The 21,859-nt window shown below is 66.0% G+C and carries 19 protein-coding genes; 15 read left to right on the top strand and 4 right to left on the bottom strand.

Going from position 1 to position 21,859, the window contains the following annotated elements:
* Window positions 1–5: 5 nt before the first annotated feature.
* Genes M1248_RS11830 through M1248_RS11800 form a run of 7 tightly spaced genes read left to right on the top strand, consistent with a single transcriptional unit; the run spans window position 6 to window position 9,133 of the window.
* A complete protein-coding gene (locus M1248_RS11830) occupies window positions 6–1,127 on the top strand; it encodes a GNAT family N-acetyltransferase (protein ID WP_317148442.1) in 1,122 nt (373 codons plus the stop codon).
* The gene (locus M1248_RS11825) at window positions 1,124–2,092 is read left to right on the top strand and encodes a glycosyltransferase family 2 protein (RefSeq protein ID WP_317148441.1); all 969 of its coding nucleotides are present in this window, start codon (window positions 1,124–1,126) and stop codon (window positions 2,090–2,092) included. Before M1248_RS11830 ends, M1248_RS11825 begins: the two co-directional genes overlap by 4 nt.
* Entirely contained in the window at window positions 2,089–2,892 is an 804-nt protein-coding gene (locus M1248_RS11820; RefSeq protein WP_317148440.1) for a polysaccharide deacetylase family protein, read from the top strand. The genes M1248_RS11825 and M1248_RS11820 overlap by 4 nt, the downstream gene beginning before the upstream one ends.
* Window positions 2,879–4,300 carry a hypothetical protein gene (locus tag M1248_RS11815; protein WP_317148439.1) on the top strand — a complete coding sequence of 474 codons (1,422 nt, stop codon included), beginning with the start codon at window positions 2,879–2,881 and terminating at the stop codon, window positions 4,298–4,300. The genes M1248_RS11820 and M1248_RS11815 overlap by 14 nt, the downstream gene beginning before the upstream one ends.
* Window positions 4,297–6,534 (top strand): hypothetical protein, encoded by a 2,238-nt coding sequence (locus tag M1248_RS11810; protein WP_317148438.1) that lies wholly within the window; start codon window positions 4,297–4,299, stop codon window positions 6,532–6,534. The genes M1248_RS11815 and M1248_RS11810 overlap by 4 nt, the downstream gene beginning before the upstream one ends.
* Complete coding sequence (locus M1248_RS11805) at window positions 6,534–7,820, top strand: ATP-grasp domain-containing protein (RefSeq protein ID WP_317148437.1); 1,287 nt, start codon at window positions 6,534–6,536, stop codon at window positions 7,818–7,820. The genes M1248_RS11810 and M1248_RS11805 overlap by 1 nt, the downstream gene beginning before the upstream one ends.
* On the top strand, window positions 7,799–9,133 hold the full coding sequence (locus M1248_RS11800) for a GH39 family glycosyl hydrolase (RefSeq protein ID WP_317148436.1): 1,335 nt from the start codon (window positions 7,799–7,801) through the stop codon (window positions 9,131–9,133). The genes M1248_RS11805 and M1248_RS11800 overlap by 22 nt, the downstream gene beginning before the upstream one ends.
* A gap of 5 nt (window positions 9,134–9,138) precedes the next feature.
* On the opposite strand, the gene M1248_RS11795 is transcribed toward M1248_RS11800, so the two are convergent.
* Window positions 9,139–9,999, bottom strand: coding sequence for a MaoC family dehydratase (locus M1248_RS11795; RefSeq protein WP_163731326.1), 861 nt, complete (start codon window positions 9,997–9,999; stop codon window positions 9,139–9,141).
* A 3-nt stretch (window positions 10,000–10,002) separates the two neighbouring features.
* Complete coding sequence (gene kstD, locus M1248_RS11790; protein WP_317148435.1) at window positions 10,003–11,685, bottom strand: 3-oxosteroid 1-dehydrogenase; 1,683 nt, start codon at window positions 11,683–11,685, stop codon at window positions 10,003–10,005.
* 73 nt (window positions 11,686–11,758) lie between these two features.
* Here kstD and M1248_RS11785 point away from each other — a divergent pair, with 73 nt between their 5' ends.
* The 5 genes from M1248_RS11785 to M1248_RS11765 all read left to right on the top strand — a co-directional run bounded on the left by M1248_RS11785 (window position 11,759) and on the right by M1248_RS11765 (window position 17,119).
* On the top strand, window positions 11,759–12,544 hold the full coding sequence (locus tag M1248_RS11785) for a 2-keto-4-pentenoate hydratase (RefSeq protein WP_163731320.1): 786 nt from the start codon (window positions 11,759–11,761) through the stop codon (window positions 12,542–12,544).
* A 12-nt stretch (window positions 12,545–12,556) separates the two neighbouring features.
* Complete coding sequence (locus tag M1248_RS11780; RefSeq protein WP_163731318.1) at window positions 12,557–13,474, top strand: acetaldehyde dehydrogenase (acetylating); 918 nt, start codon at window positions 12,557–12,559, stop codon at window positions 13,472–13,474.
* A complete protein-coding gene (gene dmpG, locus M1248_RS11775; protein ID WP_163731314.1) occupies window positions 13,471–14,526 on the top strand; it encodes a 4-hydroxy-2-oxovalerate aldolase in 1,056 nt (351 codons plus the stop codon). Before M1248_RS11780 ends, dmpG begins: the two co-directional genes overlap by 4 nt.
* Window positions 14,523–16,610: a RecQ family ATP-dependent DNA helicase gene (locus M1248_RS11770; RefSeq protein ID WP_317148468.1), complete on the top strand. Its 2,088-nt coding sequence runs from the start codon at window positions 14,523–14,525 to the stop codon at window positions 16,608–16,610. Before dmpG ends, M1248_RS11770 begins: the two co-directional genes overlap by 4 nt.
* Before the next feature lie 95 nt (window positions 16,611–16,705).
* Window positions 16,706–17,119, top strand: coding sequence for a hemophore-related protein (locus tag M1248_RS11765; protein ID WP_163731311.1), 414 nt, complete (start codon window positions 16,706–16,708; stop codon window positions 17,117–17,119).
* Window positions 17,120–17,141: 22 nt separating this feature from the next.
* Here M1248_RS11765 and M1248_RS11760 read toward each other — a convergent pair whose 3' ends face one another.
* Window positions 17,142–18,083, bottom strand: a complete 942-nt coding sequence (locus tag M1248_RS11760) for an IclR family transcriptional regulator (protein ID WP_317148434.1) — start codon at window positions 18,081–18,083, stop codon at window positions 17,142–17,144.
* 69 nt (window positions 18,084–18,152) lie between these two features.
* Between M1248_RS11760 and M1248_RS11755 the strand changes: the two genes are divergently transcribed.
* From M1248_RS11755 to M1248_RS11745, 3 genes are read left to right on the top strand one after another with little or no spacing between them, the layout of a single operon-like run.
* A complete protein-coding gene (locus M1248_RS11755) occupies window positions 18,153–19,280 on the top strand; it encodes a hypothetical protein (protein ID WP_317148433.1) in 1,128 nt (375 codons plus the stop codon).
* Window positions 19,281–20,066: an SDR family oxidoreductase gene (locus tag M1248_RS11750; protein WP_163731302.1), complete on the top strand. Its 786-nt coding sequence runs from the start codon at window positions 19,281–19,283 to the stop codon at window positions 20,064–20,066.
* The gene (locus tag M1248_RS11745; RefSeq protein ID WP_317148432.1) at window positions 20,066–21,208 is read left to right on the top strand and encodes a sulfotransferase; all 1,143 of its coding nucleotides are present in this window, start codon (window positions 20,066–20,068) and stop codon (window positions 21,206–21,208) included. Before M1248_RS11750 ends, M1248_RS11745 begins: the two co-directional genes overlap by 1 nt.
* 3 nt (window positions 21,209–21,211) lie before the next feature.
* On the opposite strand, the gene M1248_RS11740 is transcribed toward M1248_RS11745, so the two are convergent.
* Window positions 21,212–21,853: a sensor domain-containing protein gene (locus M1248_RS11740; protein ID WP_317148431.1), complete on the bottom strand. Its 642-nt coding sequence runs from the start codon at window positions 21,851–21,853 to the stop codon at window positions 21,212–21,214.
* Window positions 21,854–21,859 lie beyond the last annotated feature (6 nt).

The raw sequence follows: 21,859 nt of genomic DNA, 5'->3' as shown, positions 1-21,859 counted from the left end.
CGGGCATGAAGACAACGGTCATCCCCGCGGCTGAGTTGGGCGCCGCCGAGTCCGCCATCTGGCGGTCGTTTCAGCGGGTGCAGCCCGAACTGGGCAGTCCGTACATGAGTCCTGAACTGGCGGTCGTCGCGGGCGGAGTGCGACCGGGAACGCGTGTCGCGATCCTCGAGGACGCGGGCGAAATCGTCGGCTTCTTTCCGTTCGAGCGCAAGGCTCTGGGCTACGGGCTACCGGTGGCGCCAGGCCTCGCCGGATGTCAGGGTGTGGTGCACGCACCCGACGCGGTTTGGAACGCGCACGAACTGCTACGGGAGTGTGGCCTCGGCGTGTGGGAGTTCGATCACCTCGTCGACGGCCAGAAGCCTTTCGAACGCTTCCAGGTGCTTCGCGCCAAGGCGCCGATCATCGACCTGAGCGACGGTTCGGCGGCTGTGCTGGCCGACCTGCGGCGACGGTCGACGAGGGTGGCGAAGAAGTTGCCGAAGGAGCGGCGTCGGCTCGAACGGGACTTCGGCCCACTGCGTTTCGAATTCGAGGCGACCGATCCGGACAGACTTCAGATGCTGATGGCGTGGAAGTCTGATCAGTACAGGGCGACCGGGCGTGCCGACCAGTTTTCGCGCCCCTGGGTTCGGAGCCTCGTCACCGACCTGTTCGACCTGCGATCACCGCATTTCTCACTCGTCCTTTCAGTGCTGTACGCCGGTGACCACCCGGTCGCCGCCGACGCATATCTGCGCCGCGGCGGCGTCATGTCCGGCTGGTTCACGGCCTATGACCCCGAATTCGCCAGGTACTCGCCAGGGCTGCTGCTCCGCCTCGCGCTCATCGAGCAGGCCTCGGCGCAGGGCGTTCGCCGCATCGAATTGGGCCGTGGCACATACGAACACAAAGAGTTGTTCAAGACGAGCGATCTGATCGTGGGCGAGGGCAAGGTGCTGCGACCGTCCGCGGGTGCGGCGCTGTACTACGCGGGCCGCGCCCCGTTGCGGAACCTGCGTCAATCAGTAATGGCCTCACCGAGGCTCTATCGGTCAGCCGACGCAGTGTTGCGTAGCTACGGCCGCGTCCATTCCGCGCTGACCGTGCCGGCCCACGCGGCCGATTCGAGGAGAGGTTCCAAATGACACCCACGGCGTCAGGGCGCCCACTCACCATGTCGGTGGTGATCTGTGCCTACACGTTCGATCGATGGGACGACGTGCTCGCCGCCGTCAGGTCGGTGGTGACCCAGACCACGCGGCCCGACGAGATCGTGGTCGTCGTCGACCACAACCCCGAACTTCACGAGCGACTGCGTGCGGCTTTGCCTGCCGCCACGGTCGTCGAAAACCGGCACCAACGAGGGCTTTCGGGCGGGAAGAACACCGGCGTCGAGGTGACGACCGGCGACGTTGTGGTCTTCCTGGACGACGATGCGGTGGCTCACCCCGATTGGCTGGTGCATCTGCGCGACGCGTACACCGACGACAACATCGTCGGTGTCGGCGGAACCACGCTTCCGCTGTGGGATTCCGATCGGCCGCGGTGGTTTCCCGCGGAGTTCGACTGGGTGCTCGGATGCACTTTCACTGGTAGGGATCCCGGTCCGGTTCGCAACCTCTTGGGCGGCAACGCCTCGTTCCGCCGTGAGGTGTTTTCGGTCGCCGGCGGCTTCCCGATCGACATCGGGCGGACGTCGGAGCAGAGTCGTCCGCTGGGGTGTGAAGAGACGGAGTTCTGCATCCGGGTGAACCAGCACCGGCCCGAGTGGACGTTCGTCTTCGAACCCCGTGCGGTGATCTGGCATCGGGTACCGCACGCCCGGGAGCAGTTCGCCTACTTCCGTTCCCGGTGCTACGCCGAGGGTCTGTCGAAGGCAGCAGTCACGCGCAGTGTTGGTGTCGCCGAGGGGCTTTCGGCTGAGCGCAGTTACACCGCCCGCACCCTCACCCGCGGTGTGGCGAAGGGGCTGGGCGATGCGCTGCGCGGCGATGCGGGCGGTATCGAACGCGCCTACGCGATCACGGTCGGACTGCTCACCACCGCGGCGGGCTATCTGCGGGGCGGCGCGGCACGCCGTCGGCGGCCGACCGTAGGGGCCTCCCGATGACCGAAGCCTCGATCAAGTCGATCCCGATTCTGATGTACCACTCCGTCGCGGATGAACCGCCTGCTGCGACGCGACGGCTTGCGGTTCTTCCCGGGTCGTTCGAAATCCAGGTTTCTTACTTGGCCAACAACGGCTTCACCGGGCTCACGTTCTCGGATCTTGCCGACGCGTTCCGGACCGGTGCCGCCCTGCCGGAGCGGCCGGTGGTGCTGACGTTCGACGACGGCTATGCCGATTTCGCGAGTGAGGCCTGGCCCATCTTGCGGCGTCACCGGTTCCCGGCGACCGTGTTCGTCACGACCGGTTGGGTCGCCGACGCCGGGCCCGACGCCGCGGGCGAACCGCTCGACAGGATGATGAGCTGGGCGCAGATCGCCGGGCTCTCGGAGGCAGGTATCGAGATGGCCGCGCACACCCACAGCCATCCCCAGCTCGATCAGCTCGGTGATGCCGAGCTGCGCCACGAACTGGGCCGCAGCCGCGCGCTGCTCGAGGATGCCATCAATGCTCCGGTTCGCGCCCTGGCGTACCCGTACGGCTACTCGAGCACGCGGGTACGGCTGGCAGCTCGATCGGCCGGCTACCGGTTCGCCGCCTCGGTGCGGAACGTGCGCGCGACCCCGTCCGACGATCTGTTCACCCTCCCTCGCCTGACCGTCCGGCGATCCACCAACCTGCCCGCGTTCACCGACATCGTCGAGGGCGTCCACGTGTTCCGGCGTGACCGGCTGCTGACGGCAGGCTATGCGTGTGTCCGCGGCGCGCGGCGGGCCGCAAGGCAGGTGCTTGGCATTGCATGAGCTCGAGAAGCGGGCGCCAACCGACGTCGTCGTGACGGCGAGGCGCCCCAGATCTCGCCACCGCGTTCACGACATCGGGCGCGGCGGTGAGCACTTCCACCGCAACGCCAGTGCGCTGATCCTGAACACGGGGATCTCGGGCGGTTTGGGGATGGCGTTCTGGTTTTTGGCGGCGCGCCACTACAGCGATCCCGACGTCGGTCGCGGATCGGCCGTGATCTCCGCGTTGATGATGTTGGCCGGCTTGATCGCGGTCAACGCAGCGGGCACCGTGAACCGTTTCATTCCCAAGGCCGGACGACATACGACCGCCGTCGTGGCCTGGGCGCACATTCTCACGGTGACTGTGATCGCGGTGCTCGCCCTGGCGTTTCTCGGCACCCTCGAATGGTGGGGGCCGTCATTCGACCTCCTTCGCTCACCAGAGATGGCGTTGTGGTTCTGCATCGCCGCGGTCGCCGTCAGCGTCATCACCATTCAGGAGAACGTGCTGACTGCGCTGCGGGCGTCGATCTGGGTGCCGGTTGCCAACGCCCTGTTCGGTGTCGGCAAGGTCGTGTTGCTGGTGGTGCTGGCGGCGACGTTCCCCAGGTCCGGTGTCTTCTTCGCCTGGGTCATCCCGATGATCGTCGTCATGGTCCCGTTGACCCTGCTGATCTTCGGCTGGCTCGTGCCTCGTCACATCCGGACCTACGCGCACGTCTTCGATGTGACCCGTGCGGAGATCGGCCGGTTCTTTGCCGCTGACTACCTGGGCGCGCTGTTCCTCTTCGGAACGATCTTCCTCGTACCGGTCCTCGTCGCCACCCGCGTCGAGCCGCACACCTACGCGTACTTCTATGTGGCATGGTCACTGGCCGGGGTGATGAGCGTCGTCGGCAACAACATGGCGACGTCGCTTGCCGTGGAGGGTGTGTACGACGCCCCGCGGCTGGCGGAGAACTGCCGCTCCGCCCTCAGCCGGGGGTTGTTCCTGCTGCTTGTCGGCGCAGTCGCGGTGAGTCTCATCGCTCCCTACGGCCTGGGGTTGCTCGGGGCCGGGTACGTCGATGCGGTTCCGCTCCTGCAGCTGCTCGCGTTCGCCACCCTGCCGAGGGCGATCGTCGACATCTACATCGGGGTGCTGCGCGCCCGCGGTGACGGCGTGCAGATCGCCCGGCTGCAGGCCCTGCGCGGCGTGCTCGTGATGGGTGTCGTCGTCACCATCCTCTACTTCGTCGACGAACCGTTCGGCATCCACACCATCACGGCGGTCGGCGTCGCCGTGCTGGTCGGCCAACTCATCGCGATGCTGGTGGCTCTGCCAGGGCTGGCGCAGTTGCTGGGGTGGCGCCCCGATGACCGGGTCATGGCCAATGTGTCGATCACCTCGGCCGAGCGGATCACGCTTCTGTCAGACCGCTCATGACCGCGACACTCCTCGATCGGCCCCCGGCCGATCTGACCTCAGCCGCGCCGGAACTCGATTGGCCGCCGGCCAACCGCGGCGGACGTCACCGGCTGCCTGCACATCTGCCACCGGTCGACCTCTCCGAGCTCGACCTGGTCTCGGCCACGCCGCGACGGGCCGGAGGGAGCGGGGGACGGCACCGTGCCCCCCGGGCAGGTAGCGGCCATATCCTGGCCGTTACAACCCTGTGCCTGTTGACCCTGGGTGCGGTCGCGTTGTGCGCGATGCAGCTGCACACCGTCGACCTCGCGGTCATGAATGGCCTGGGGCTGATCTCAGTGCTGCCGGTCACGATGTTCGTCGGCGTCGTGCTGCTCAACGTCGGCTTCATCGGAGCTCTCTCACTGCAGCGGCGCTACACGTGGCTGTTGGGCATCCAACTCGTGCTGTTCGTGGTGCTGTTGCACGGCATCACTACCGTGCTCGAATCTCAGCCGCGCTTTCCGATCAGCTGGATCCATGCCGGCTTCGTCGAGTTCATCGATCGCACCGGCACGACGGCGCCTGGGCTGGACGCCCGCTGGTCGTGGCCGGGCTTCTTCGCGTTGGCGGCGTCCCTGGTTGGTTCGGGCGACCGGGAGGCACTGACGCCGATCCTCACCTTCACGCCCGTGGTGAGCAATCTGCTGTACCTGGTGGCGTTCGCGCTGTTGCTGAGCGCGCTGAAGATGTCGTGGCAAGCGAAGTGGTTGGCCGCGTGGTTGTTCTGTGTGCTCAACTGGATCGGGCAGGACTACTTCTCGCCGCAGGGCTGGACGCTGCTGCTCTATCTGTTGTTCGTCGGTCTGCTGGTCACATGGTTCCGCGCCCCGGTCACCCCCAGGGCCACTACCCACCGACGGATCGCCCGCGCGGGCCGGATCTGGCGCCGGGCATGGGGCGATCCGACGTCGGGTGAGGCCCCGCCGCGGATGGCCAGGCCCGCCGAACGCGTCGTGCTGCTCGCGGTCATCGTCGGGCTGTTCGCCGCGGCGACGGTCAGCCATCAGCTCTCACCGTTCGCCATGCTGATGAGCGCTGCCGGACTGGTGCTGGCGCGCCGGTGCACGCTCACCGGGCTACCGGTGCTGCTCGGCGTGATCCTGGTCGCCTGGATCAGCTACCTGACCTACCCCTACTGGTCGGGTCACCTCGGTGTGATCGTGGGCAGCGTCGGGGATGTCAACGGAACCGTGTCGGCCAACGTCGTCACGCGAACGTCGCACAGCAGCGAGGAACACCAGCTCGTCCTCTATGCCCGGATCGCCACCACGTTGCTGCTATTCGCGATGGCGGCGTGGGGTCTGCTGCGCCGGCGGCGTCGCCGCATCGAGGACCGCGTGCTCCTGGTCCTCATCGTTGTTCCGGTACTGCTCGTGCTCCTGCAGAGTTACGGCGGCGAGATCGCCATGCGCGTCTATCTCTTCTCGCTCGCACCCGCTTGCGTGCTGGCCGCGCTGGCGTTCTTCCCCCACCCGAGCGCGCGGCCCTCGATGTTGGCACGCGCCGCGGCAGCGGTGTGCACCCTGGGCTTGCTCTTCTCGTTCTTCCTCACCCGCTACGGCAACGAGCAGTTCGAGCAGATCACCGACGAGACTGTCGCGACGGTGGAATCGATCTATGAACAGATGCCCGCGGGCGGGCACTTCCTGTTCGTCAGCGGTCCACCCACTCGTGGTGACACCCCATTCATGCCATTGGGCTACCGCGACGTCGAGAAAGTCAGCCTCACCAACACCGAAGCGCCCGGCGACCCGTCCGACGTGTCGGGAGTGCTCGCGCGGCTGAGGGAGCAAGGACCGGGGACGTACCTGATCACCACCAAGGGGCAGGAGGACTACCTCAGCTACGGTGAGGGTTTCGCGGTGGATTGGGGACCACGGTTCCGGCAAGCGCTCAGCGCGGCGCCAGGGATGCGCATCGTGCTCGACAACCCGGACGCGACCGTTTACACGCTGGATCACGGCGCCTCGCACGAGCCGGTCCCCTATGAACCGCCGGCCACCGGAATCGAGGTGGGCAAGACCGAGTGGACCGCGATCGGCCTGGTCTTCCTGGTCCTGCTGCTGGGCATCCTCGGGGTGCGTGAAGCGATGAGCGCGCGGCTCGGGCCGGCCGCCGGCCGCCGGTTGCGTCCACTGACCATTGCGGCGATACCACTGCTGATCGGGTTCGCGCTGGTCGTCCTCGAGCGATTCATGTCGGTGATCTGATGCGGCATCGGACCACGCTCTCACCGCTCCACGTCGACCGGTCGGTACCTGCGCTCGTCGTCAAGGTCGGCCAGTACTCGTGGCATCACGGCGGCGTCGGAGCGATCCGCAGCCTCGGCCGACTCGGCATTCCGGTGTACGCCGTGACCGAGGATCGATGGACACCGGCGGCGGTGTCGCGCTACCTGACGGACCGTTTCGTTTGGCGTACAACCGGACTCGAAGACCCGGCATGGCTCATCGCGGAGCTGCTCGACATCGGACGGCGGATCGGCCGGCCGACCGTGCTGGTCCCGACCGACGACGAGATAGCGGTCCTCATCGCCGAACACGCCGCCGATCTCCGCGGTGCGTTCCTCATTCCGGATATCGAGCCGATGCTGCCCCGCCGTCTCGCCAGCAAGCGCGGGCTGTATGAACTGTGCAGTGAGCATGGCGTGCCGACGCCCTGGGCGGCGTTCCCCACGAATCCCGATGAGCTCGACCGGATTGCGGCGCAAGCGTCGTTCCCGTTGGTCGTGAAGAATCTCGAGGCGTTCGAGCGGCACCGCGCGCGAGCCGTGGCGGGCACCACGGTGATCCGCAATGCCGCCGAGCTGCGAGCCCTCGCTCGCGGGTGGGGCGAGAAATTCAGTGTCGTCCTGCAGGACTATCTGCCCACCGGTGACGCCGAAGACTGGATCGTCAACGCGTATTGCGACGCATCGGCGACGTGCCTGGTGCAGTTCACCGGGGTCAAGGTGCGATCGTTGCCACCGCACGCCGGCATGACCTCGTCCGCCTGCTCGTTGCCCAACCCCACCCTCGTCGAGATGACGGCGCACTTGGTGAAACGCGTCGGCTATCGGGGGGCGGTCGATCTGGACTGGCGCTACGACCCGCGCGACGGCCGGTACAAGCTGCTCGACTTCAACCCCAGGGTCGGCGCCCAGTTCCGGTTGTTCGAGACCGATGAGGGAATCGACGTGGTGCGCGCGCTGCACATGGATCTCACCGGATGCGACGTGCCCCCCTCCAACCAGGTCGACGGGAGACGCTTGGTCGTCGAGAACTTCGACGTGCCTGCGATGCTCGCCTACCGCGTCCGGGGGTATGCCACACCGCCGGAAGCTGCCCAGGCCGGAACTGTCGAGTTGGCATGGCTGGCCAGAGACGACCTAAAGCCGTTCTTCGTCATGCTCGCCCGGTTCATCCCGCAGGCGCTCGGGGGCCTCGTTGCGCTCTGGCGCGCCCGCCGTCGAAGGACTGGAAAGAAGGAAATCCCATGGGCCGCGTCATCCGAGTAGTTCTGGTGGCGGTCGCCGCGCTGCTCGTCACGGCGGTCACGCTGGCCGCGTCCCTTCCATACGTCTTCGACGAGGGTGATGGCGACAGCGCATGGCCGGGTTGGGGATTCACCCACACTCAGTTCAGCGCCGACGACGGCGAGCCCGCGGCCGTCGACACGATTGCCGACGCGCTCAAGGCGGGGCCCCCGATGTTGCAGTCCCAGCACATCATGGGATGGGGGGTCGACAATCCAGAACCCGCGCCGGGACAGTACAACTTCGCCGATCTCGACCTGCGCATGGATTTCATCCAGCGCACCGGCGGCGTGCCGGTGATTGTGCTGTGCTGCTCACCGGACTGGATGAAGGGCGGTGAAGAAGGGGAAACCGATTGGGACAACCTCGAGGTTGCGCCGCTACCCGAGCATTTCGCCGACTTCGCCGCGCTCAGCAAGAAGGTGGCCCAACGCTACCCCTACGTGCGGCATTTCGTTGTGTGGAACGAGTTCAAAGGCTTCTTCGACGACGAACGCAAGCGTTGGCGCGCTGAGGATTACACCGACCTCTACAACGCTGTCTACGACGCGGTGAAAGAAGCCAATCCGGAGAACCAGGTCGGCGGACCGTACCTCGACTTCGCCAGCCTGCCGCCGAATTCACCTGATGCCTCCGAAGAGCTGCACGGCGCTTGGGGTGCGGTGGATCAGCGCGTTCTCGATGCCTTCACCTACTGGAACCAGCACCGCAAAGGTGCCGACTTCGTCGTGGTGGACGGACACGCCACCACCACGACCGGGGCTTCCAACGAGTTCGCGGCGCTGGAGGAGTTCGGTGCGGTCGGGGCCTGGCTGCAGAAGCAGACCGATCTGCCGATCTGGTGGACGGAATGGTATGTGGATCCGGCGTCACTAGATTTTCCACCGGAACACCAAGTGGCGCTGCGAGTTTCGGCCATGATCGAGCTCGCCAGCACCGGGGCGCAGACAGTCCTCTACTGGAATCCGTATCCGAAGGGGGCGGATTGCGCCATCTGCCTGTGGACCGATACCTGGAAGCCTGACGGAGGGCAACCGCTGCCCTTTCTCACCGATGTCATCGAGCGCTTCGTCCGAGATTTTCCGCCGGATGTCGAGCGGCGAAAGGTGCCCGCCGCCGATGGCTTGGTTGCGCTGGAAGCGGGTCGGACGCTGCTGGTCGTCAACACCACCGACGCACCGATCAGCGCCACAGTCCACCGTCAGCAGATGGAGATGTCGCCGTACGAAGTCAAGTGGGTGACGCTGCCGCGCTGGGTGGAAGCCCTCGATTGGGTCGACGACACGTTCGGCTGATCGAGCTAGGCAGGGACGAACTCCACGCCCGCCAGTGCCACCGCGTTGTCACGCTCGGGCGCGGTGACGACGGCGGTGAAACCGTCACCCTCTTTCCAGACGCTGGCCAACAGCGTCTCGCCGGGAAACACCACGCCCGCGAACCGGGCGCCGTAGCTGCCGACCCGGGCGGTGTCGCCGTCGAGCAAGGTGTCGACCATCGCCTTGCAGGTCATGCCGTAGGTACACAGGCCATGCAGGATCGGCCTCGGAAAGCCTGCGGCGGCTGCGAATTCGGGATCCGAATGTAGCGGATTGCGGTCACCGCACATGCGGTATAGCAGTGCCTGTTGCGGCGACACCGCGATCGATATCTCGAAGTCCGCGGCGCGCTGCGGCGGTTCCGACGACGTGGACGGGCCGCGTTCGCCGCCGAAGCCGCCCTCGCCGCGAGCGAAGATCGACCGCTTCTGCTTCCACAAGACGTTGCCGTCCGGCGTGGAAACCGTGGTCTCCGACCAGATCACCGCGGCCTTGCCCTTGTCCCAGATGTCGGTGAACCGGGTGACGGCGACGCCGGTGCCCGACGGCGGGATCGGCCCTGGCGCAGACACCGCTTCGCTTGCGTGCAGCACCTTCGAAAGCTCGATGTCGATACCGGGGAAATGAACGGTGGGTGGTTCGGTCAGGTGGAAGCTTTGCGCCACGTTGGCGAACGTCGGCAACACCTGTGGGGTGCCATCGGTGAGGTACCGCAGTTCGCGCTGGTCCATCGGGTCGCCGCCCGCGCCGAGGGCGAGGTGGTAGAGCTGGATATCGCTACTGGTCCAGGAGAATTCAGCGGGCGGAAGCTCGGCGCCCAGCGCCTCGTCGAGATTGATGGGCATGTGTTAGCTCTTTCCCGCAATGTGCAGTGCTGCCAGGTATCCGAATGTCATCGCGGGGCCGATCGTCCCGCCCGGTCCTGGATAGGTGTGTCCCATGACCGGTGAGCTGACGTTACCCGCCGCGTAGAGACCCTCGATGATCGAACCGTCGTCGCGCAGCGCACGCCCGTGGATGTCCGTACGGACGCCACCCTTGGTGCCCAGGTCGCCTGGCACCATCTTGGCCGCGTAGAACGGCGCCTGCTTGATCTCACCGAGGTTGGGATTCGGCTTGTTCGTCGGATCGCCGTAGTAACGGTCGTATGCGCTCTCGCCGCGCTGGAAGTCCTCGTCCTTGCCGGACCGTGCGAAGCCGTTGAAGCGTTCGATCGTCGCGGTCAGCGCATCGACGGACAACCCCGTCTTCTCGGCCAGCTCCGCAATGGTGTCGGCCTTGACGATGACGCCGGACTCCATCCACTTCTTGGGAATGCGCTGCCCTGGTTGCAATCCCGCGAAGATGTAGCGGTCGCGGTATGTCTGGTCGAAGACCAGCCACGCCGGGATGTTCTCGCCGGGACCGGGGCCCTGGCCGTACTGACCGCCGTACATGTGGTGGCAGGCCTCGACGTAGGGCATCGACTCGTTCATGAACCGCTTACCGGCCATGTTCACGATGATCGACCCGGGGGAGTTGCGTTCGGACAGCGCGAACCACGGTGCGTCCACCAGCGGAACCGTCGGCCCCCACCAGGCGTCTTCCATGATCTCCAGTGCGGCGCCAAGCTTCTCGGCCGCCAGGATTCCGTCACCGGTGTTCGCCTTCGCGCCGACCGTCCACTCGGTGGTGATCGGGGCGCGCTGGTACTTCACGCGCATCTGCTCGTTGTGCTCGAAACCGCCCGACCCGAGAATGACGGCTTTGCGGGCCCGGATGAGTTGCGGCTCGGTCGATTCCGGAGCATTGGTGTCTCGGACGTAGATACCGCGCACCACACCGTCCTCGACATAGAGGTCGGTCAGCGCGGTGTTCAACTGGACCGGCACGCCCACCTTCTGCAGGCCGATGCGCAACGGCGCGATCAGCGCGCGGCCCATGCCGACGAGGTTCTTGCGCCTGGCGTTCGCCCACACCGAGCGCACGCCGACCTTCACGCTGCGCAGCAGCCCGCGCGGGTGGCGCTTCATCTGGTTCAGCCGCACGTAGTCCTGCTGCATCACCACCATGTTCAGCGGCACCTTGCCGTAGGGCGGCTCGAGGCCCTTCTCGTCGGGCCCGAGCTTGCGGGCGTCGAACGGCTTGGGCTCAATCGAGCGTCCCGCGGCCCGCCCGCCCGGTGTCTCGGGGTAGTAGTCGGAGTAGCCCGGCACCCAGCACATCTTCAGCGGCGAGTTCTTGAGCACGAACGACAACATCTCGGGCCCACGCTGCAGATAGGTGTCGATCTTCTCCGCGGGCACGACATCGCCGATGATCGCGTGCAGGTAGGTCCGCGCCGCTGCCGGGCTGTCTTGGACCCCGTCACGCTCGAGGACCTCGTTGTTTGGGATCCACACGCCGCCACCTGACCGCGCAGTGGAACCGCCATAGTGCGGAGCCTTCTCGACGACTACTGTGGAAAGTCCCTGGTGGGCGGCGGTGAGGGCGGCAACCATGCCGGCGGCGCCGCTTCCCACGACGACGACGTCATACTCCTGACCAGTCATGTAGAACACGTTATAGAATTGCCCGGCCTTACAACAACTGCGCCGGTCGAACAAACGAGGGGACTTCGCAAATATGCTCAGCGCCCAGGTGCGTGAACAGCTCGCCGCCGACCTGGCCGAGGCGGAACGCAGCCGCGTGCCCATCACCCCGCTGACCGACGCGCACGCCGACATCGATGTGGTCGATGCCTACGAGATCCAGCTGATCAACATCCGCCAGCGGGTCGCCGAAGGCGCTCGGGTGATCGGTCACAAGGTCGGCCTCTCGTCGGAGGCCATGCAGAAGATGATGAACGTCGACGAACCCGACTACGGGCACCTTCTCGACGAGATGCAGGTCTACGAGGACCGCAAGGTGCCCTCGGCGAACTACCTCTACCCACGGGTGGAGGTCGAGGTCGGCTTCATCCTCGCCGACGACCTGCCCGGTGCCGGATGCACCGAGGACGACGTGCTGGCGGCGACGGCGGCGTTCGCCCCCGCGATCGAGTTGATCGACACCCGCATCACCGACTGGAAGATCAAGCTCTGCGACACGATCGCCGATAACGCGTCGTCGGCGGGCTGGGTGCTCGGTGAGGCCAGGGTGTCGCCGAAGGACATCGACATCCGCAACATCGACGCCGTGCTCACCAACAACGGCGAGGTCGTCGCGGAGGGCCGCAGTGATGCGGTGCTCGGCAACCCGGTCACCGCGGTGGCGTGGCTCGCGCGCAAAGTCGAGGGCTTCGGGGTCCGGTTGAAGGCCGGCGACATCGTGCTGCCGGGGTCGTGCACGCGTGCGATAGATGCACCGCCCGGCAGCAATTTCGTCGCCGACTTCGCCGGGTTAGGTTCAGTCCACCTGAGTTTCGAATAACTAGGAGCACCAATGCCTCAGAAGGCATCAGTCGCCATCGTCGGGTCGGGGAACATCAGCACCGACCTGCTGTACAAACTGCTGCGCTCGGAGTGGCTCGAACCCCGCTGGATGATCGGGATCGATCCCGAGAGCGAGGGCCTCGCGCGGGCGCGCAAGCTCGGGCTGGAGACGTCGCACGAGGGTGTGGACTGGCTGCTGGCCCAGAGCGAGAAGCCGGATCTGGTGTTCGAGGCCACCAGCGCCTACGTGCACCGCGACGCCGCACCGCGCTACGCCGAGGCAGGCATCCGCGCCATCGACCTGACCCCCGCGGCCGTGGGACCGGGTGTCATCCCGCCGGCCAACCTGCGTGAGCATCTGGACGCCCCGAACGTCAACATGGTCACCTGCGGCGGACAGGCCACCATTCCGATGGTGTACGCCGTGTCCCGCGTCGTGGATGTGCCGTACGCCGAGATCGTCGCGTCTGTCTCGTCGGCCTCGGCCGGACCGGGAACGCGGGCCAACATCGACGAGTTCACCAAGACCACGAGTGCGGGCGTCGAGGTCATCGGCGGCGCGAAGCGAGGTAAGGCGATCATCATCCTGAACCCGGCCGATCCGCCGATGATCATGCGCGACACCATCTTCTGCGCCATCCCCGAGGATGCCGACCACGACGCGATCACGCAGTCGATCAAGGATGTCGTCGCCGAGGTGCAGACCTACGTGCCGGGCTACCGGCTGCTCAACGAGCCGCAGTTCGACGAGCCGACGGTGTTCAACGGCGGAAACCACCTGGTCACGACCTTCGTGGAAGTGGAGGGTGCGGGCGACTATCTGCCGCCCTACGCTGGAAACCTGGACATCATGACCGCTGCGGCCACCAAGGTCGGCGAAGAGATCGCGAAGGATCGCGCCTCCGCGGGAACTGGAGCTCAAGCATGAGCACTGACGAGATCTACTTCAACCCCATGTGGGACATCCGGATGACGGACACGTCGCTGCGCGACGGCAGCCACCACAAGCGTCATCAGTTCACCAAGGACGAGGTGCAGGCCATCGTCGCGGCGCTGGACACCGCGGGTGTGCCGGTCATCGAGGTGACCCACGGCGATGGGCTCGGCGGGTCCAGCTTCAACTACGGGTTCTCCAAGACCCCGGAGCAGGAGCTGATCAAGCTGGCCGCCGAGACGGCCAAGGAATCCAAGATCGCCTTCCTCATGTTGCCCGGCGTCGGCACCAAAGAGGACATCAAAGAAGCACAGAACAACGGCGGCGAGATCTGCCGGATCGCCACGCACTGCACCGAGGCCGACGTCTCGATCCAGCACTTCGGGCTGGCCCGCGAGTTGGGCTTGGAGACGGTCGGCTTCCTGATGATGAGCCACACGATCCCGCCGGAGAAGCTTGCGGCGCAGGCACGCATCATGGCCGACGCCGGCTGCCAGTGCGTCTACGTCGTCGACTCCGCCGGTGCGCTGGTGCTCGAGGGTGTGGCCGACCGAGTTTCGGCTCTCGTCGCCGAACTCGGCGATGACGCCCAAGTTGGCTTCCACGGCCACGAGAACCTCGGCCTCGGCGTCGCCAACTCCATCGAGGCCGTGCGGGCGGGCGCCAAACAGATCGACGGCTCGTGCCGCCGCTTCGGCGCCGGTGCGGGCAACGCGCCGGTCGAGGCGCTGATCGGCGTGTTCGACAAGATCGGCGTCAAAACCGGTATCGACTTCTTCGACATCGCCGATGCCGCCGAAGAGGTCGTCGCACCCGCGATGCCGGCCGAATGCCTCCTGGACCGCAACGCGCTGATCATGGGCTATTCCGGTGTGTACTCGAGCTTCCTCAAGCACGCCATCCGCCAGTCCGAGCGTTACGGCGTGCCCGCGCACCAACTGCTGCACCGCGCGGGCCAGCGCAAGCTGATCGGCGGCCAGGAGGACCAGCTGATCGACATCGCGCTGGAGATCAAGCGCGAACAAGAAGCGGCGCCGACGAGCTGACAACACGCGAGGCCGCACAGGCGCTGCTCGAACAGCTGGCCGGGCCGACCGCTGTCCTGCGCGACGACCAATGGACCGCGATCGAGGCGCTCGTCGTCGCACGGCGCCGGGCATTGGTCGTCCAGCGCACCGGCTGGGGTAAGTCGGCGGTGTACTTCATCGCCGCCAAACTGCTGCGCGAAGCGGGCCGGGGCCCGACGGTGATCGTGTCGCCGCTGCTGGCGCTGATGCGCAACCAGGTGGGCGCCGCCGAACGGGCCGGGGTGCATGCCGCCACCATCAACTCCAGCAACGTCGCCGACTGGGACGAGATCAACGAGCGCGTGCACCGACGCGAGCTCGATGTCCTGCTTGTCAGCCCGGAACGGTTGAACAATCCCGACTTTCGCGATCAGGTGCTGCCCGCGCTGGCGCACGACGCCGGTCTTGTCGTCGTCGACGAGGCGCACTGTGTGTCGGACTGGGGCCACGATTTCCGGCCCGACTACCGACGCATCCGCACCCTGATCGGTGAACTCGGTGCCGACGTGCCGGTGCTGGCGACCACGGCCACTGCCAATGACCGGGTCGTCGACGACGTCGCCGCCCAACTCGGCGTCGGAGGCAAGGACACGCTGGTGCTGCGCGGCGGCTTGGATCGCGAGTCGCTGCGACTATCGGTGGTCAACGCCGGCAATCCGGCACAACGCGCGGCTTGGCTTGCAGCACACATCGATTCGCTGCCCGGATCGGGGATCGTCTACACCCTCACCGTCGCTCAGGCGCATGACGTCGCGTCGCTGTTGCGTGAGCAGGGCCACGACGTCGCCGCGTACACCGGGTCCACCGAAGCCGCCGAACGCGAACAGCTCGAGGCGGATCTGCTGGCCAACTGGGTCAAGGCGCTGGTGGCCACGTCGGCGCTGGGCATGGGGTTCGACAAACCCGACCTCGGCTTCGTCGTCCATCTAGGTGCCCCGTCCTCGCCGATCGCCTACTACCAGCAGGTCGGCCGCGCAGGACGAGCCACGGAGAGCGCGCAGGTCATCTTGCTGCCCGGCCACGAAGACCAGGACGTCTGGCGGTATTTCGCCTCGGTGGCGTTCCCGTCGGAGTCCATGGTGCGCAACGTGATTGGCGTGCTGGACCCGGAGCGGCCGCAGTCAACACCCGCGCTCGAGCCCCTCGTGGACCTGGGGCGGTCGAGGTTGGAGATGGTGCTCAAGGTGCTCGACGTCGACGGCGCCGTGCGCCGCGTCAAGGGTGGCTGGGTCGGCACCGGAGCGGCATGGGAGTACGACGAGCCGCGGTACCGCAAGCTCGACGAAGCCCGCAAGCGCGAACAGCAGGCGATGCTGGACTACCAGGCGACCGACGGGTGCCGGATGGCGTTTCTGCGTGGCCAACTCGACGACCCGTCACTCGAGGTGGGCGAGCGGTGTGGTCGCTGCGACAACTGCACGGGCGAACACGTCAGCGCCGATGTCGACCCGGCTACCACGGAGGCGACCAGACGACGGCTCATGCGTCCCGGTGTGGAACTCGCGCCGCGCAAGCAATGGCCGTCCGGGCTGGCCAAGCTCGGCATCGACCTCAGCGGCAGGATCGCCGACGGCCCGGAACCAGGACGCGCCATCGGCAGGCTGACGGATCTCGGGTGGGGTGCGCGGTTGCGGCGCGTGCTCGACGAACCCGACGCCGAGGTATCCGACGACCTGGTGGCCGCCGCGGTGAAGGTGCTGGCTTCCTGGGACTGGGCGCAGCGGCCGACGGCGGTGATGGCACTGGATTCAGACCGCCACCCGACGCTTGTTTCCTCGCTGAGCCGCGAGCTTGCCCGACTCGGAAGGCTGACCGACCTCGGCACGCTGCACTACTCGCCGACGCGGCGACCGGCGACCGCGGCGAACTCGGCCTACCGCGTCGCTGCACTCGATGCGGCGTGGCTGGCCCCCGATCCCGGCCTTGTCGCCGCAGTCGGCGGACCGGTGCTGCTCGTCGACGACCTCTCCGACAGTGGGTGGACGCTGACCATGGCCGCCAGGGTCGTGCGCGCGGCGGGGGCCCCCGCCGTCCTTCCCTTCACGGTGGCCACCACCAGCTGACACGCCGGGCCGGCCAGGCGTTTGTTTAAGCCCGACCCCACATCGGTTACGCCTTTGACAGCGACCACGAGGTCGCCGACTAGAGGAGTGATTTGATGAAGATGTCCGAGAAGACCGTTCGACGCGGCCTGTACGGCATGTTCGCCGGGGGTCTACTTGCTTTCGGTTCCGCGGCCATCGTGATTCCGGTCGTGAATGCCCAGCCCGCGCCGGGTCCGGGTACGGAGCCCGAGAACTGCAGCGTCAGCACGATCGCCGACACGTCACGCACGGTGGCGGAGTCCACCAGCGCCTATCTGGCCACGAACCCGGACGCCAATAACGCGCTGACGCAGATTGTGACCACGTCACCTGCCGATGTGACGCAGGGCTTCCGCACGTACTTTGCGGAGAATCCGAAGGTCGAAACCGAGCTGATGACAATCAACCAGCCGGCCATCGATCTGGCCAGCCAGTGTGGTGTCCAGGTGGCACCGACCCCGATCACCGAGGCGCTGACTGACCTCTAACAGCTAACTGAATCTCCACCGCTCAATCGCGTCGGCTGCTCTGCCGGCGCGATTGAGTGTTTCCCAGCTGAGCGCTGACCGCATCGGCGGTCGCCACCAGCGCGCGGGCCCGCTCGACAATCTCGTTGTCCGTCAGTGACTTTCCGATGTGCATCGAAGCCACCATCACCTGACGCTGGTTGTGGTCGTAGACCGGTGCCGAGATCACGCTGATGTCATGTCGCTTCCGGCCGGCCTGCCCGTTTTCGTCGCGCAGGTACACGCGCTCACCGATGTCGGAGACCAATTCGCCGAGGAGCGCGCGCAATTCGTCGGGCAGGTTGCTCGACATCCCCGCCATCAATGAGTAGAGCCGTCGACCGCCGGGCGTCAGCCGCTCGACCAGATAGCCGTCCTCGCGGCACCTGGCGATCACCCTGTTGAGCCGGTCCGAATGAGTGCGCAGCGGGATCGTCGGTTCCTTGGCGAGCCAATTGCGTTCGGCCTCTTCATCCCACAGCACGAACATCAATCCGACGGGTGGGGCGAACGGATAGCTCTGCCCCACCTCGACGCCCGGACTGGCACCGGCGGGAGCCACCAGGTCCAGCAGTGTGATCCGGTCGTCGATGACACCGGACAGCGCCGCGGTGACCCCGAACCGCGCCGACAGCCTCCGCAGTTCTTCGCGTGCCGCCGGACTGACCCGCATCGACTCCTGCGCTTTGTGGCCGAGAGTGATCAACGACGGACCAAGGCGGTAGGTCTTGTCGGTGGAGTCGCGCACGAGGTATCCCGCATCGGCGAGGGACGTCACGATGCCGAGGCACGTCGGCTTGCTCAGTCCGACCCGGCGGGCGAGATCGGACACCCCGAACCGCTCCGTGGGGCGGCCCGCCAGGTAGTCGAGGATCCGTACGACCCGGTCGGTGGGGGGCGACGCGCGGCCGGAAGACTCGGGGGCGGACACCCGTGCAGCATACATTTCGGTCCATATATGTACCGAAGCGGTCGATATATTGACTCTTGTTAGAACGCGTTCTAGTTTCAAAGGGTGTTTTCGCAGCCATTGATCGACGCGATCGCCGAGGCGGAAAGCCTTGTCGCCGCCGCTCCGTTCATCGAATCCGAAGCTGACCTGCTCGAGGGCCTGCAATACCTGGCGGGTTGTATCTCGGGATGTACGCATCTGGCGTTCGACTACGACCGCGACCATCCGTTCATGCAATCCGGTACCGGCCCGTTCACCAAGATGGGCCTGGACAATCCGGATGCGATGTACTTCGGCACCCGGGTGCAGCCCGGCTACGAGTACGTCGTCACCGGCCACCGTGGCACCACCACGGACCTCTGCTTCCAGATGCTCGGTGGTGAGTACACCGACGACAACGTCCCGCCGAGCCAGGCCGCGTTCGACGACCGTGAGCTCGACATCGACGCCGACGGTAACTACGAGTGGCGGGTCACCCCGACAAGCCCGTCGCAGTTGGTGGTCCGCGAGGTCTACAACGACTGGTCGGCGCGGCGCGGGTACATCAGTATCGCCAGAACCGACACCGCGGGCACCGCGCCGCCGCCGTTGACCCGGGAGCTGATCGAGAAGCGCTATGCGGTCGCGGGTAAGCAGCTCGTGCAGCGGGTGAAGACATGGCTGCAGTTTCCGCAGTGGTTCTACAACACGCTGCCGGTAAACACGATGATCGCGCCGCGGCTCACGCCGGGTGGTCTGGCGACGCAGTATTCGTCGGTCGGCCACTTCGACCTCGCACCGGATCAGGCGATGATCATCACGCTGCCGGTCACCGATGCGCCGTACCTGGGCTTCCAGCTGGGCAGTCTCTGGTACATCTCGCTGGACTACATCAACCACCAGACGTCGCTCAATGGCACTCAGGCGCAAGCGGATCCGGACGGCAAGATCCGCTACGTCGTCTCGGATGCGAACCCGGGCGTGACGAATTGGGTGGAGACCCTCGGCCACCGCAAGGGCTACCTGCAGTTCCGTTGGCAGCGGCTCTCCCGTGAACTGACGGAGGCCGACGGCCCGAGCGTCGAGGTGGTCGACATCGACAAGGTGGCCGCCGCGCTGCCCAACTACGGGGCCAACAAGATTTCAGACGAGGACTGGCGGGCGCGGATCGCGTTGCGTCAGAAGCAGATCGGCGACAGGATGGTGGGTTAGGTGTCCGCGGAACTTTTGAAAGACAAAGTTGTCGTTATTTCCGGCGTCGGCCCGGCGCTGGGCACCACGCTCGCCAGGCGATGTGCTGAAGCGGGTGCGGATCTGGTGCTGGCCGCCCGCACCGTCGAGCGGCTCGAGGACGTCGCAAAGCAGATCACCGACATCGGCAGGCGTGCGGTCACGGTGGGTACTGACATCACCGACGAAGCGCAGGTGAGCAACCTCGTCGACCAGACGCTGGCGGCGTACGGCAAGGTCGACGTACTGATCAACAACGCCTTCCGGGTGCCGTCGATGAAGCCGTTCGCCAACACGACGTTCGAGCACATGAAGGACGCCATCGAGCTGACGGTGTTCGGCGCGCTGCGGATGATCCAGGGCTTCACGCCTGCGCTGGCCGAGTCCAAGGGCTCCGTCGTCAACGTGAACTCCATGGTGGTGCGCCACTCGCAGGCCAAGTACGGCGCCTACAAGATGGCGAAGTCGGCGCTGCTGGCGATGTCGCAGACATTGGCGACCGAACTCGGCGAGCAGGGTATCCGCGTCAACTCCGTTCTGCCCGGCTACATCTGGGGTGGAACCCTGAAGGGCTACTTCGAGCACCAGGCCGGGAAGTACGGCACCAGTGTCGAGGACATCTACAACGCGGCCGCCGCCGGATCCGACCTGAAACGGCTGCCGACCGAGGACGAGGTCGCATCGGCGATCCTGTTCATGGCCAGTGATCTGTCCAGCGGTATCACCGGGCAGGCGCTGGACGTCAACTGCGGGGAGTACAAGGCCTGATGACTAGGACCGACGTCGGCACCGTCGACGATCTGCACGCCTCGGCGACGAAGGCGTGCGGACTCGACGATTTCGGTGTCGATGACGACAACTACCGCGAGGCACTTGCCGTCCTGCTGGAATCATTCCGGCGCGATGCGGACCTCACCGAAATCGGTAGCAAGATGAACCGGTTCTTCGTGCGCAACGCACTGGTGGCTCGACTGGTGTCGGAGGCGGCTTGGAAGCAGTACCCCGAACACGCCGACGTGACGATCGAGCGTCCCATCTTCGTCACCGGGCTGCCGCGCACGGGCACGACCGTCATTCACCGACTGCTCACCGCCGACCCGCGGCATCAAGGGCTGGAACTCTGGCTGGCCGAGTTTCCACAACCCCGTCCGCCGCGCGAGACATGGTCGGAGAACCCGGTTTTCGCGCAGATCGACGCCCAGTTCGCCAAGGCGCATGCGGAAAATCCGGACTACACCGGTCTGCACTACATGACTGCCGACGAGGTGGAGGAGTGCTGGCAGCTGCTGCGCCAGTCGCTGCATTCGGTGTCCTACGAGACGCTGTCCCATCTGCCGACGTATTCACAGTGGCTGGCCAAGCAGGACTGGACCAAGCCGTATCAGCGGCATCGCAAGAACCTGCAGTTGATCGGTCTCAACGACGCCGAGAAGCGCTGGGTGCTCAAGAATCCGAGCCATCTGTTCGCGCTCGACGCGATTTTCAAGACGTATCCGGATGCTCTCATCGTGCAGTGCCATCGACCCGCGGAGACCATCATGGCGTCGATGTGTTCGCTGGCGCAGCACACGACCGAAGGATGGTCGAACTCGTTCGTCGGCGCGCAGATCGGCGCGGACGCCATGGAGACGTGGACGCGAGGTCTCAAGCGTTTCAACGAGGTTCGGGCCGATCTTGACCAGGCGCAGTTCTGCGACGTCGACTACTTCGAGTTCGTCAAGGATCCGGTGTCGGCAGTCGAGGGCATCTATTCGCACTTCGACATCGAGTTCACCGACGAGGCCCGCACGGCGATTACCGAGAGCCACGCCGAAAGTCAACAGGGCCCGCGCGCGCCGAAGCACACGTACTCACTCGCCGACTACGGGCTGACCGACGAGCAGGTCAAGGAGCAGTTCAAGGGGCTGTGACGGTCAGGCCGTCGTATTGGCCAGCCGTTCAATGCGATCCAATGCATCGGTGGCCAGGGTCTCCACGGGATAACCGCCGACCGGACCGCATGTCGAAATCTCGATCGCCGCATTGTGGGCAGCGACGAACGTACTGTCGCAGGCCCAGTCGTTGGCTGTGAAGGACCACAGCAGGATGTTGGGCGAACTGGACGTCACCGGGGGCAGCAGCGTGAAGTCATACGAGCGGCCTTTCATGTCGGTGACCGTGAACGGAGTATCCGCACACGACTGCAGCGTCTGCTTCGCCTGCGCCAGTGCATTCTTCGCGTCGTAGTCTGCCCGATACACGCCGACCATCTCCTCGATGTACACCTGGCGGCCCACGTCGTCGACCATCCAGTGCCCGCCGTCGGTCGCAGCCGGATCGTGGTCGAAAATGAACGGCGGATCCACCTCTTTGGCGACGCCGCTGCACTCGCTGGGTTCGACGGTGGAGAACAGATTCCCGTCGTACTTCTCGACTTTGGCGCTCAGCAGGTCCTTGACCTGCCCGGCGGTGATAGGAGCCACCGGCGGCGCGGCCTTCGGTGGGGTGTCAACGACGTCGGTGCAGCCCGGAACCAGTGCGAGTGCGAGCAGAAGCACCGACCACCGCGCCGCCATGGTGGA

This window comes from Mycobacterium sp. 29Ha, from assembly GCF_032883055.1.
GTDB lineage: Bacteria > Actinomycetota > Actinomycetes > Mycobacteriales > Mycobacteriaceae > Mycobacterium > Mycobacterium gallinarum.
This window is presented reverse-complemented; position numbering and strand designations above follow the sequence as displayed.